At 53.7% G+C, this 12,164-nt stretch carries 11 protein-coding genes and 1 riboswitch; of the genes, 4 read left to right on the forward strand and 7 right to left on the reverse strand.

Features of this window, described 5'->3' with window-relative positions:
- Positions 1 to 78: 78 nt before the first annotated feature.
- Complete coding sequence (locus GJ746_RS04225; protein WP_154679070.1) at positions 79 to 846, forward strand: DedA family protein; 768 nt, start codon at positions 79 to 81, stop codon at positions 844 to 846.
- Here the strand turns inward: GJ746_RS04225 and thiQ are convergent.
- The 4 genes from thiQ to sgrR all read right to left on the reverse strand — a co-directional run bounded on the left by thiQ (position 833) and on the right by sgrR (position 5,982).
- Positions 833 to 1,534 carry a thiamine ABC transporter ATP-binding protein ThiQ gene (thiQ, locus tag GJ746_RS04230; protein ID WP_154679071.1) on the reverse strand — a complete coding sequence of 234 codons (702 nt, stop codon included), beginning with the start codon at positions 1,532 to 1,534 and terminating at the stop codon, positions 833 to 835. The genes GJ746_RS04225 and thiQ overlap by 14 nt on opposite strands.
- On the reverse strand, positions 1,518 to 3,128 hold the full coding sequence (gene thiP, locus GJ746_RS04235) for a thiamine/thiamine pyrophosphate ABC transporter permease ThiP (RefSeq protein WP_154679072.1): 1,611 nt from the start codon (positions 3,126 to 3,128) through the stop codon (positions 1,518 to 1,520). The genes thiQ and thiP overlap by 17 nt, the downstream gene beginning before the upstream one ends.
- Positions 3,104 to 4,087, reverse strand: a complete 984-nt coding sequence (thiB, locus tag GJ746_RS04240; RefSeq protein WP_154679073.1) for a thiamine ABC transporter substrate binding subunit — start codon at positions 4,085 to 4,087, stop codon at positions 3,104 to 3,106. The genes thiP and thiB overlap by 25 nt, the downstream gene beginning before the upstream one ends.
- Positions 4,088 to 4,119: 32 nt before the next feature.
- A riboswitch (TPP riboswitch) is annotated at positions 4,120 to 4,289 on the reverse strand.
- 37 nt (positions 4,290 to 4,326) lie between these two features.
- On the reverse strand, positions 4,327 to 5,982 hold the full coding sequence (gene sgrR, locus GJ746_RS04245; protein ID WP_154679074.1) for an HTH-type transcriptional regulator SgrR: 1,656 nt from the start codon (positions 5,980 to 5,982) through the stop codon (positions 4,327 to 4,329).
- A gap of 87 nt (positions 5,983 to 6,069) precedes the next feature.
- On the opposite strand from sgrR, the gene sgrT reads away from it, so the two are divergent.
- Both sgrT and GJ746_RS04255 read left to right on the forward strand, forming a co-directional pair.
- Positions 6,070 to 6,222, forward strand: a complete 153-nt coding sequence (gene sgrT, locus GJ746_RS04250) for a glucose uptake inhibitor SgrT (RefSeq protein ID WP_154679075.1) — start codon at positions 6,070 to 6,072, stop codon at positions 6,220 to 6,222.
- A gap of 228 nt (positions 6,223 to 6,450) precedes the next feature.
- Positions 6,451 to 7,635, forward strand: a complete 1,185-nt coding sequence (locus GJ746_RS04255; RefSeq protein ID WP_154679076.1) for a sugar efflux transporter — start codon at positions 6,451 to 6,453, stop codon at positions 7,633 to 7,635.
- 47 nt (positions 7,636 to 7,682) lie between these two features.
- On the opposite strand, the gene GJ746_RS04260 is transcribed toward GJ746_RS04255, so the two are convergent.
- Positions 7,683 to 8,993: an MFS transporter gene (locus GJ746_RS04260; RefSeq protein WP_154679077.1), complete on the reverse strand. Its 1,311-nt coding sequence runs from the start codon at positions 8,991 to 8,993 to the stop codon at positions 7,683 to 7,685.
- A gap of 232 nt (positions 8,994 to 9,225) precedes the next feature.
- On the opposite strand from GJ746_RS04260, the gene GJ746_RS04265 reads away from it, so the two are divergent.
- Positions 9,226 to 10,122 (forward strand): LysR family transcriptional regulator, encoded by an 897-nt coding sequence (locus GJ746_RS04265; protein ID WP_154679078.1) that lies wholly within the window; start codon positions 9,226 to 9,228, stop codon positions 10,120 to 10,122.
- Between the two features lie 38 nt (positions 10,123 to 10,160).
- Here the strand turns inward: GJ746_RS04265 and aroD are convergent, their stop codons facing one another.
- Both aroD and GJ746_RS04275 read right to left on the reverse strand, forming a co-directional pair.
- The gene (gene aroD, locus GJ746_RS04270; protein WP_154679079.1) at positions 10,161 to 10,916 is read right to left on the reverse strand and encodes a type I 3-dehydroquinate dehydratase; all 756 of its coding nucleotides are present in this window, start codon (positions 10,914 to 10,916) and stop codon (positions 10,161 to 10,163) included.
- A 33-nt stretch (positions 10,917 to 10,949) separates the two neighbouring features.
- The gene (locus GJ746_RS04275; protein WP_154679080.1) at positions 10,950 to 12,164 is read right to left on the reverse strand and encodes an MFS transporter; all 1,215 of its coding nucleotides are present in this window, start codon (positions 12,162 to 12,164) and stop codon (positions 10,950 to 10,952) included.

Consider the following 12,164-nt stretch of genomic DNA (forward strand, 5'->3'; position numbering starts at 1 on the left):
GGGTAGAAACAATTGATGGCTTGACGAAGTACTCGCGGCTCCAGAGAATCCGTGCTTCGTTTTTAATCCGGGTACATTATGCAAGCATTGCTGGAACACTTTATTACTCAATCGACGGTCTATTCCCTGATAGCCGTTCTGCTGGTTGCCTTCCTTGAATCGCTGGCGCTGGTGGGGCTTATCTTACCGGGAACGGTGATGATGGCCGGATTGGGCGCGCTGATCGGCAGCGGCGAGGTTAGCTTCTGGCAAGCGTGGCTGGCGGGAATTATCGGCTGTTTGCTCGGCGACTGGATTTCATTCTGGCTTGGCTGGCGGTTTAAAAAACCGCTGCATCGTTGGTCTTTTTTGAAGAAAAACAAAGCGCTGCTGGATAAAACCGAACATGCTCTGCATCAGCACAGCATGTTTACCATTTTGGTTGGCCGATTTGTCGGGCCTACGCGCCCGCTGGTGCCGATGGTCGCGGGAATGCTTGACCTGCCGGTCGCGAAATTTATTCCGCCCAATATCATAGGCTGCCTGCTATGGCCGCCGCTCTACTTCTTACCGGGGATCCTTGCCGGGGCGGCAATTGATATTCCGGCAGATGACAATAGCGCCAGCTTTAAGTGGCTGCTGCTGGGGGCGGCGCTGCTGGCGTGGCTGGCGGCGTGGCTGTGCTGGCGACTATGGCGCAGCGCTAAAAGTTCCGGCGATCGTCTAACCCGCTTCCTGCCGCGCTCGCGCCTCTTGTGGCTGGCACCGCTAATGGTCTGCGCCGCCGGGGTTGCGCTGGTTTTCGCCTTCCGCCATCCTCTGATGCCTATCTATCTCGACATCCTGCATAAGGTTATTTTGCGCTAATTCCCAGTAGCGCTGAGGCGCTGCTGTTGCCGCTGAGCAGCGCGGTGGTCTCGCCGTCCCAGGCAATTCGCCCCTCGGCTACCACCACCGACCGCGGCGCGATGCGCGCCGCATCTTCGACGCTATGCGAGACCATCAAGAGCGTCAGGCGCTGCTGCTGGCAGACATCGGCAACCAGCGTCAGCATCTCCTGACGCAGCGCGGGATCGAGCGCCGAGAAGGGCTCGTCCAGCAGCAGCACCGGCTGTTTGCGTACCAGACAGCGCGCCAGCGCCGCACGCTGACGCTGCCCGCCGGAAAGCTCTTCCGGCAGACGCTCTAACATCGCGTCAATTCCCATTTGTCCGGCAATGGTTTGCAATCGGGCGCTCTGTTCCGCGTTCAGCCGCAGCCCGGGATGCATGCCCAGGGCAATGTTCTGGCGGATGGTGAGATGGTTAAACAGGTTATTTTCCTGAAACAGCATCGATACCGGACGGCGCGACGGAGGCGTGTGGGTATGACGCTGGCCGTCGATCTCAATGCTACCGCTGGCGGGCGGTAAAAAACCGGCAATCAGGTTCAACAGCGTGCTTTTCCCGGCCCCGCTGGGGCCAAGAACCGCAATGCGCTCCCCGCGTTCGGCGGCAAGCGTAAAACGCATGGGCAGATGCTGATAAAGCCAGGTTACATCATTCAGTTTTAGCATCGCGCCCCGGAAGTTTTTCAATAACGCTAAAGAGTAAAAAGCACAGCAGCAGGAGCAAAAGGGCGGTCACGGCCCCGTCCTGGCTTCGATAAGAGCCAATTTGCTGATACAGGTAAAACGGCAGAGTACGAAAATCTTCGTTACCGAATAGCGCCACGACGCCGAAATCGCCAATCGATAGTACACAGGCAAAGGCCAGCGCCTGGGCAAGCGGGCGTTTTAAAGCGCGAAGCTCAACCACCCGAAGGCGCGTAAAGCCCTGCATCCCCAGCGACTGGCAGAGGGGGCCGTAGCGGGCGGCGATATCGCGCATCGGGTTTTCCAGCACCTTGAGCGCGTAGGGAATTGCCATCAGCGCATTAGTAAAAATGACGATACCGTCGGCGGACTCCGGCAGGCCCACGCTATTATTGAGCAGCAGGAAGAAACCGGTGGCCAGCACGATGCCCGGCATGGCGAGGATCAGCATGCCGCTCAGCTCAAGGGCCTGTCCGGCCAGCGGGCGGTTGCGAGCGCGCAGTTCACGGCTGCTCCACAGCAGCATCATGGTCAGAATGACGCTTAAGAGCCCGGCGGCAAGAGCGATACGCAGCGATGTCCACAGCGCCTGCCACAGCGCAGGCTGATGCAGCACGTGAAACAGATTGCTGTTCAGACCATCGACTATCACCGCCAGCAGCGGCGGTAACAGCAGTAAAAGCGCCACGCCAATCAACGTTATGTCACACAGCCGGCTCGATAGCCGGTCGTCGGGATCGCGCCAGCCGCGGATATGGCTGGCGCCGATGGCGAGAGCTTTACTCAGGCGTTGGCTAAGCAACACCAGCCCGAGACAGCAGATCATCTGGATAAGCGCCAGCATCGCCGCGCGCGCCGGGTCGTAGTCGAAATTAAGCGCCTGGTAAATTGCCAGTTCGATCGTCGTTGCCCGCGGGCCGCCGCCCAGCGACAGCACGGTCGCAAAGCTGGCGAAACAGAGCATAAAGATCAGCGCCGCAACCGGGAGAATTTGCCGCCGCAGCCACGGCCACTCAACCAGCCGGAAAAAGACGTAGCCGCGCATCCCAAGCTGGGCGGCGATTTGCCGCTGCTCGCCGGGGATATTCTCCAGCGTCTGCAGCAGCAGGCGCGTAGCCATCGGCATATTAAAGAACACGTGCGCCAGCAGGATCCCCTGTAGCCCGTAGGGTGAGAATTCCCACTGCCAGCCGAACGCGTTGCATAATTCAGCCAACCATCCCTGACGACCGTAGACGCTCAGAATACCGAACACCGCCACCAGTACCGGCAGAATTAAGGTCATCGCGCAAAGACGCAACAGCAGCGTGCGCCCGGGGAATCGGCGCCGGTAAAGGGCGCGGGCGAGGAAGATTGCCGGGATCACCGAAAAAAGCGCGGAAAGGAAGGCCTGCCAGAAAGAGAAGCGCACGACGTGCCAGAGATAGCTGTCGCTGACCAGCACGCCCCAGGCCGCTTGCGGGGCGCTAAACCACAGCGCCAGGAAAGCGGCCAGCGCTACGGCGACCAGGACGATGGCCGCCGTCAGTCCCGGAAGGAGCCAGCCGAAAGTTAGCGGCTGACGGCGCGTTGCCATGCGCTAATCCAATTCTGGCGGTCGGTCGCGACCTGCTGCGGGGTAAATTCGAGCGTCGTTTGCGGTTTCACAAGCGCATCAAAGCCCGCCGGAAGCGCAACCTGGGTAACCGGATACATCCAGTTGCCGGTCGGGATCGCGTTCTGGAAGCCTGGAGAAACCATAAATTTGAGGAATTTTTCCGCCAGCTCCGGCTGTTTGCTGGCTGCGGTACGGGCGGCAACTTCAACCTGTAGATAGTGGCCTTCAGCGAAGTTTGCCGCAGCGTAGTTATCTTTCTTCTCTTCAATGATGTGGTAAGCCGGAGAAGTGGTATAGCTCAGCACCAGATCGCTTTCGCCTTTCAGGAACAGGCCATAGGCTTCGCTCCAGCCTTTGGTGACGGTGACGGTTTTTGCCGCCAGCTTCTGCCAGGCATCCGGCGCCTTATCGCCGTACACCTTTTGCATCCATAGCAGCAGGCCCAGACCCGGCGTGCTGGTGCGCGGATCTTCATAGATCACCCGCCATTTTTCCTCGCTTTCAACCAGCTCTTTCAGGCTTTTCGGCGGATTCTTCAGCTTGTTTTTATCGTAAACGAAAGCGAAATAGCCGTAATCAAACGGGACGAAGGTATCGTTGTCCCAGCCGCCGGGCACGCTGACCGCGCTGGCCGGAACGCCGCTTTTGGCGAACAGTTTGCTTTGCGAGGCGGCTTCCAGCAGGTTGTTATCCAGGCCAAGCACCACATCCGCTTTGCTGTTTTTGCCCTCCATCCGCAGCCGGTTGAGCAGCGAGACGCCATCTTCGAGCGCCACGAACTTCAGTTCGCAGCCGCAGTCAGCTTCAAAGGCTTTTTTAACCGCGGGACCAGGGCCCCAGTCGGCGGAGAACGAGTCGTAGGTATAAACGGTGAGCAGCGGTTTGGCAAAAACGGGCGCGGCGGCCAGCGCCAGCAGCGGGAGTAATTTTTTCAACACTTTGCACCTCAGAAAAAAGGGGTGGCAAAGGATTTTGAGTGGGCCCCAAATCCCTTCGCCGGCGTTATCCGGATCAGGTTCGACGGGTATTTTCTCAGCCCATACGTTTCATCCTTCAAGCCGCATCTTCAAAACGCCATAGCGTTTTGTGATGCTTCTTGAATGATGGTACGTATGTTTATTAGCACCCCGTTGAGAACGGCAGTTAGTGTAATGATTTTGTCAGCTGACTGAAAGCATTACGGCTCTGGCGGCGCGAACCACGCGGATTTAAAGTCAAACCAGCCAAGAGTGTTCATGCGTACGCCGCGCATGCTGCGCTGTCCCTGGATCATTAGCCAGTGGTGAATCAGTGGAACAATCGTTTGATTGGTCAGCAGCTGTTGGCTCCATGTCGCTGGATTAAGCTCTCCCGCACGCCACCGGCTGGCATCCTGTTCCCAGTCGATGGGAATACAGTTGCGAACCAGCGGGACTTCATATAGCCAGGCAAACAGGGAGAAATCGATCGGCAGCGTAAAGTTAGCGCTGTTGAGCCAGACGTCGCTGACCGCTTCGCCGCGGTGCCACTCCTGATACTCCAGCTCCTGTATTTCCAGTTTGACCTGATGCTCGGCAAGCAGCTTCGCCATGATCCCGCCGAGCACGCGGTGCTCAACGTGGTCCTGATAGTAGGTCAGCGTGACCGTCTCCAGACCCGGCGGTTTTTCACAAGCGTGGCTGCGTGCATGGTGCCAGCGGGGTAGCAGGCCATAGGCCGGGAACCAGTTGTCCTGATAGTGATCGCCTGCGTGATAGAGCAGTCTGGCGGGCTGGAACAGATAGCTTAACCACTGGCGTACCGCCGCGTTCGCGCCGAGCGGGCTGCGGGCGTCGAACAGCAGATAATAACAACCCTCTTCCAGGCGGCTTTCCACCGCTTTCTCGCTTTGCGTGGTGCCCTGTAACGTTAAGCCGCCGTTAGGTTCTTCGCTGATTTCCGGCAGCACCCAGACGTTTACTTCATCGATCAGCGCCCGATAGCCGAAATAGTCGTCGAAAGCACGAATTTTGAGCTGATTCTGGTTATTGCGCACAACCGAATAGGGGCCCGTGCCAACGGGGATACTGGAGTAGTTCTCCATCGACCGCCATTCGTGCGGCAGGATCATGGCCGGGACCTGGCTTAATAGCCAGGGCAGCCAGCGGTCGGGTTGACTGAGATGGATATCGAGGGTCCACGCGGTAGGGGAGTCGATACGCTCAATATGGGAAAACAGCGGCAGCGCGTTGCTGCGCTGCAGGGAGCTGATGACATCCGCCATTTCCAGCTCCCGGCCATGATGAAAATGAATACCTGGACGCAGAAAAAAACGCCAGTGGGTTGGGGTGATCTGCTGCCAATGGTGAGCAATATCGGCTTCCAGTTCCCCATTTTCCTCATTTACCCGCGTCAACGCGCTAAAAATCTGTCGGGCGATATGCGTTTCCGAGCGGCGAAGCGCGCTGCCGGGCAGCAGATTTTTCATTGGCCGATAGTAGAGCACGCGCAGGATATGCCGCCCCTGACGAAAGCTGCGGCCTAAATGGGAAACCAGCATTTGCCTGACGGCGGCTTTATCGCCAACCAGCTGTACCAGCTGATCGATTCGGTCCTGTTCCAGCAAATCTTCCGCTCGCTGCTGTTGCAGCGCGAGACCGGTATAGAGAAAAGAGAGGCGTGAGCGTTTGCCACGTCCCGCCTCCGCCTCCCAGGTGAGCCAGCCGCGTTCTTCCATCATGTTCAATAAGGTACGCATATGGCGGCGCGAACAGCTCAGCATATGTGCCAGCTCGTTAAGCGTTGTCTCCTGAGACTTGCCGTCGCAGCACTGCCACAGGCGAATGAACTGCTGTTGTAAACGACCGGAAGGCATAAAAGGGGAACTCCTGATAAAAACTCAGCAATTTATTACTCCCTATATTAAGTCAATAATCAACGTCGATGAAGCGAGGAGGTGAATATGATGAGGTCAACCATTAAACAGTTCTATCAAGGCTACTTTTCTGCGACGCAGGATGCGTCCTGGCTGGCCCGCCTGATGGCAGGAAGACGGCAGGAAATTCTCGGAGAGCTGATGCAGTGGGGAGTTACGTCGCAGACCTCTGATCATTGACTTGCAGACATCATGTGTGACTGAGTATTGGTGTTATACTCGTCGTCTTTCAAGCTGCAGGTGCGTTGGCTGCGCCCGCTCGCCCAGGTCACATAGCTATCTATGTTCCCAGGGACCTACGTCCTGGCCGCCTGCCCGCAACTCGAAACCTATTGAGTATAGAATCACCCGCCAGCAGAATACTTCTGCTGGCTTTTTTCGTTTGCTTCGCGTGCTTAAGGATATTTCATGCTGTGGTTAATGACGATGGGGCGTCGTCTCAACGGCGTTTACGCCGCTTTTATGCTGGTCGCTTTCATGATGGGAATCGCTGGCGCGCTGCAGGCGCCAACGCTCAGCTTATTTCTCAGCCGCGAAGTAGGGGCGCAGCCGTTCTGGGTGGGCCTGTTTTATACGGTTAACGCGATTGCCGGTATCCTGGTCAGCCTGGCGCTGGCTAAACGCTCCGATAGCCGGGGCGATCGTCGTCGGCTGATTATGTTTTGCTGCCTGATGGCGGTGGGAAATGCGCTGCTGTTTGCTTTTAATCGTCACTACCTGACGCTGATTACCTGCGGAGTGATGCTGGCTTCCGTAGCGAATGCCGCGATGCCGCAGCTATTTGCCCTGGCGCGGGAATATGCCGATAGCTCGGCGCGTGAAGTAGTGATGTTCAGTTCGATAATGCGTGCGCAGCTTTCTCTGGCGTGGGTGATTGGCCCGCCGCTGGCTTTTATGCTGGCGCTGAACTACGGCTTCACCACGATGTTTTCGATTGCTGCCGGGATCTTTGTGATTAGTCTGGTGCTGATCGCTTTTAAGCTACCTTCTGTCGCCCGCGTGGAGCAGCCTTCGGAAGGAGATGACGTTCTGGTACAGGCCGGGGGATGGCACGATAAAAACGTACGGACGCTGTTTATCGCCTCCACCCTGATGTGGACCTGTAACACTATGTATATTATTGATATGCCTTTGTGGATCAGTAGCGATCTTGGTCTGCCCGATAGCCTCGCGGGGATATTAATGGGCACCGCTGCCGGGCTGGAGATTCCGGCCATGATTCTGGCTGGCTACTACGTTAAGCGCTGGGGTAAGCGTAATATGATGGTGACGGCAGTGGCGGCTGGCGTGCTGTTTTATATTGGCCTGATTCTGTTTCACGACCGTATCGCGCTGCTGGTGTTACAGCTGTTTAACGCCGTATTTATCGGGATTGTTGCCGGCATAGGTATGCTGTGGTTTCAGGATCTGATGCCCGGGCGAGCGGGAGCCGCAACCACGCTGTTTACCAATAGTATTTCCACTGGGGTGATTCTGGCTGGGGTTATTCAGGGCGCGCTGTCGCAAAGCTATGGGCATGCCAGCGTCTACTGGACAATTGCCGGGATTTCCCTGGTGACGCTGTTTATGACCAGCAGAGTTAAAGATATCTAAATGTTTTTACTGCCCCGACGTTTCGTTGGGGCAGCGTTAGTTGCGGGTTATTTCAATTCAATCCTTTTAATATCGCCGATAATAAAGATGTAGGCGATGACGCCAATCAGAGCGGTTAAACCGATATAAATCAGCGCGTAGAAAAAATTACCGGTCATGGATATGATGACCCCAATAATTAACGGGGTAATGATTGACGCCATATTGGCGCAGAAGTTGAAAATCCCCCCGGTGAGTCCGCCCATGTTTTTAGGTGCAATGTCTGAAATAAGCGTCCAGCCGAGACCAACCATACCCTGGCCAAAAAATGCAATCGACATGATAATAATCACCGCAGTGTTGCTATCCACCCAGTTAGCAATAATGATGCAGCTTGAAAGCAGTAACCCGGAAATAATCGGGAGCTTTCTGCTGATATTAACGGAACTGGTTTTCTTTAATATTTTATCAGAAGCCCAGCCGCCGAAAAAAATACCGATAGCCGCGGCCAGGAAGGGCCAGGATGCGAAGAATCCCACGTGTAGCCACGGTAAATGGCGCTCGTTGGCCAGGTAAGTAGGGAACCATGTCAGAAAGAAAACCAGCGTTGTATTACCGGCAAACTGCCCAAGACTGGCGCCAATAATTTGTCTGCAGCACAATAAACGTTTTGCATCGGGCCAGTTAAATGGGATGTTTTCATCTGCTTTAGCCGTATTTTCTACGCCGATATATTCCAGCTCTGCTTTATTTGCTGTTTTTGATTCGTGTGGTTCATGATAAAACTTCCACCACACAAAAGTAAACGCAATACCTAATCCTCCGGTGAGGAAAAATAGCGTTCTCCAGCCATGATGCTCCAGGATTAAAAAAAGAAGAGGAGAAAAAGCGGCCAGCCCGATATATTCGCCAACGGTATAAGTTGCCGTGGCTCTGGCTCGTTCATGCTGGGGAAACCATTTACTGACTACCCGGCTATTCACCGGGAAGCAGGGGGCTTCGCTGATCCCTAAGCCTAATCGAAGAAGCAGCAAAGATTTTAAGCCCACGGAAAAGCTTTGTAATAATGTAAAGGTTGACCAGAAGAAAATAGATAGAGCGTAGGTGATTTTATTACCGAAGCGATCTAAAAACATCCCTCCGGGAATTTGTGCCAGCGCATAGGTCCAGGCAAAAGCAGAAAACACGATCCCCATCATGGCAGGGTCAATATGTATTTCACTCGTTAATTTGGGAGCCACAACGCCTAAAATGGTACGATCGAGATAATTTATCATCGTACCTATCGATAGTAACATTAAAATTACAATTCGCGTTCTGGTCCGTTTTTGCGTGGCCGACGGCAAAATCGTCCTTTCCTGAGCATCAATCGTCCTCATAATGATTTCCTTTAAAGTTTAAAATATTTTTGCATGTATTTATGCATGCAGAAATACTCTATCCAGGTATTGACTCTATTGATGATTAGTAATGCTTTTTTACGTACGGTATAAACGGGTAAAAACAATATTTGATTTGACTCGAATATTTCTCCTTTCCGGCTCATCATAGATAGCTTGTATGGTATATTAGCTTCATTAGTTTTATTCTTATATTATACGAGCAAAAATAATGAACCTAAAGCAACTTTATTATTTTAAGCGACTGGCAGAAACTGAGCATTACACTGAAGCAGCCTCCAGCCTTTTTATCACCCAGCCCTCCCTGAGCCATGCTATATCTGAGCTGGAGAAAGAGCTCGGCGTGGCACTGTTTGCCAGGAAAGGTCGCAACGTTAAGATTACGCAGAACGGTAAGCGCTTCCTGCCCTATGTGGAAGATGCGCTGGCCTCATTAGAAAACGGCCGCATGACGTTGCAAAAGAATAGCGCAGAGAATAAGGAGAATATTCGCATTGCGTTTATTTATACTATGGGCGAGTATGTTGTACCGCAGTTAATTAATAAATATTCGCTTTCACCTTCTCGTCACAATGTGACATTCTCTTTTACTCAGGGAACATCGTTAACGCTTTTGCAGGAGCTGAAGGCCGGGAAAAGCGATCTGGCTATTTGTTCCTACATTGCAGATGAATCAGATATCGACTTCATTCCTATTATTCAGCAAGAACTGGTAGTAGTGACGGCGAAAGATCATCCCCTGGCCCGGCTTTATGAAAATGAAGTCGACCTGGTGGAGACTATTCACTACCCCTATATCTATTTTTCAGAAAATAGCGGACTTCGCCCTTTTATTGATAACGTATTTATGCAGCAAAAGCTGGTGCCGGATATAGCCTGCTACGTTGATGAGGATACGGCGATGGCGGGGCTGGTCAGTATTGATTATGGGATTGCGATCATGCCGCGAATTTCCGCACTCTCGTATTACAACGTGCATATTATGACGATAAAAAATGCAATTCCTCCGCGTTATATCTATCTGGCAACAATGAAAGAGCGGGTGCTTTCTCCAGCTATTCAGTCGTTTAAAGATGTCATTATTAATGACAGCCAAAAAATCAGGTAACAAGATGCCCGGAGGGTGACCTCCGGGCGTCGGTTTCATCAGGAAAGAATATCCATTAGCTCACGCAGTTGGGTAATAGCAATTTGTCCTGGCGCTGAAGCCTGTCCCACGGTACCGAAGGTCATTGCTGAACCGAACAAACGGCCGGTGACCCGGCTAACTCCGCCGGATTTACCCATCGACATGGTAATTAATGGGCGAGTGGCGTACTTCTCTTTCATGGTCAGGGTTGCCGAGAGCAGAGTCAGTACATCCTGCGGCGACTGCGGCATAACCGCGATCTTCGGCAAGTCAGCGCCAAGATCCTGCATGCGGCGCAGACGGTAGATGATATCTTCCTGAGCCGGGGTTTTATGGAAATCGTGATTGCTCATGATAACTTTGACGCCCGCAGCGTGGGCATCGTTCACCAGCGAACGGATCTGCGCTTCATCGTTGAACAGCTCGATATCAATCACATCCGCGAGACCGCTAACGGCCGCCTGGCGATTCAGCTCAAAGTAAGCTTCATCGCTGATTTCCGTTTCGCCACCCTCTTTTTTGCTGCGGAAGGTGAACAGCAGCGGGATATCTTTCAGCAGCTGACGAATTTCAGCCAGCGCCAGCAGAACCTGCTCGATCTCTCTGACCTGGGTGAAGTGATCCACGCGCCATTCGATAATATCAGCTCCGGCGGTGGCCAGCGCACGCGCGTTAGTCTGTAGCTCGGCAAGCGTTTTGCCGATCAGCGGCACGCAAATCAACGTTTCCCCTTCCTGGAAGGTGATGTTTTTTACTGTTACTGCTTTAGTCATGTTGGTATCCATTATTCTTTTTGTCATTGACCATCAGGCGGTTGCTGCAACATGAGATGTTTTAGCAGCGGCGCGAACCTGAAGCTGACGATAACCGATGTACAGGGCGATCACAAAGCCGACGATAGCGATCAGAAGATCGAACCACATTATGCTGGCGATGCTAATTTTCGACAGCTTTGCCGTGATTAGCGGGATCGTAAAGCTGGCCAGACTCCCTGCGGTATAAAAGATCCCGGTGGCTTTACCTTTGCCGTTCGGGAAGCTCATTGCCATAATCGTCGCGCCTATCTGCAGCACGCCGCCCGCGGCGGAGAAGCCAATGATAAAGGCGAAGCCGGTAACCACCATTGGCGTCGGGAACAGGCAAACGATCAGCAGGGAGATCATCGACAGAAAGGTGTAAACGATCATGGCGACGGCTGAACTAAATACCTCTTTCACAAAGGCCGCAGTGACGAATACGCATGTCAGGGAACCCGCAGTATAGACGCTTAACAGCTTAATCGCCGACTCATGAGGGAGCCCGGCAGTGAATTCGCCGTACTGCGCTAACCACTGGCTGACCAGATAAAAGGTCGCCATACCGATGTAGCCGTACAGGGTGAAGATGACCATATCCAGTTTGCCGGAGTCCGCTTGCGGAGCGGCGGCGGCAGTCGCTGATTTTTCTGCGCTTTCCTTTTTCGCCCGATGGTCCGGGAAAGGCATTTTTATCAGATAGATGGAGCTCAGGATCATCAAGACAGCGGCGATGATAAACGACCAGCCGTACCACATATTCGCCCAGATCAGCGCACCGATGATGAACGGCAGCAGGAACTGACCGGCTGAGACAAACGCTTTGATCAGCACGTTTGCGCGGCTGGCTGAGTTAGGGAAAGATTCCATCAGCGCCGGATAGGTACCGGAGTCGAGGAAGCTGTTCGCCAGGCCCGCCATAATGCCGCAGCAGTAAGCCAGGTAGATGTTTTTCGTCAGCAAAATGCCGAGGAAGAACACGATATAGCTGGCAATCCCGAGATAGATAAAAGGCTTACGGCCAAAGCGATCGGACAGGAACCCCGTCACCAGCGTGGCAAGCTTACCAATCCCGAGCGACGAAATAACGATGGAGACGCCGGCAGCGTCGGTTCCCCATTGTTCCTGTAAATTCGCCATGTTGAGGGTAATCAGCAATACCCCCATGCCGTGGATCAGATAGTTAAGATATAGCCCAGCTGCCGTTGGGACATATTGATTTTTCAT

It is taken from the genome of Klebsiella oxytoca, assembly GCF_009707385.1.
In the GTDB taxonomy this organism is placed as follows: domain Bacteria; phylum Pseudomonadota; class Gammaproteobacteria; order Enterobacterales; family Enterobacteriaceae; genus Klebsiella; species Klebsiella oxytoca_C.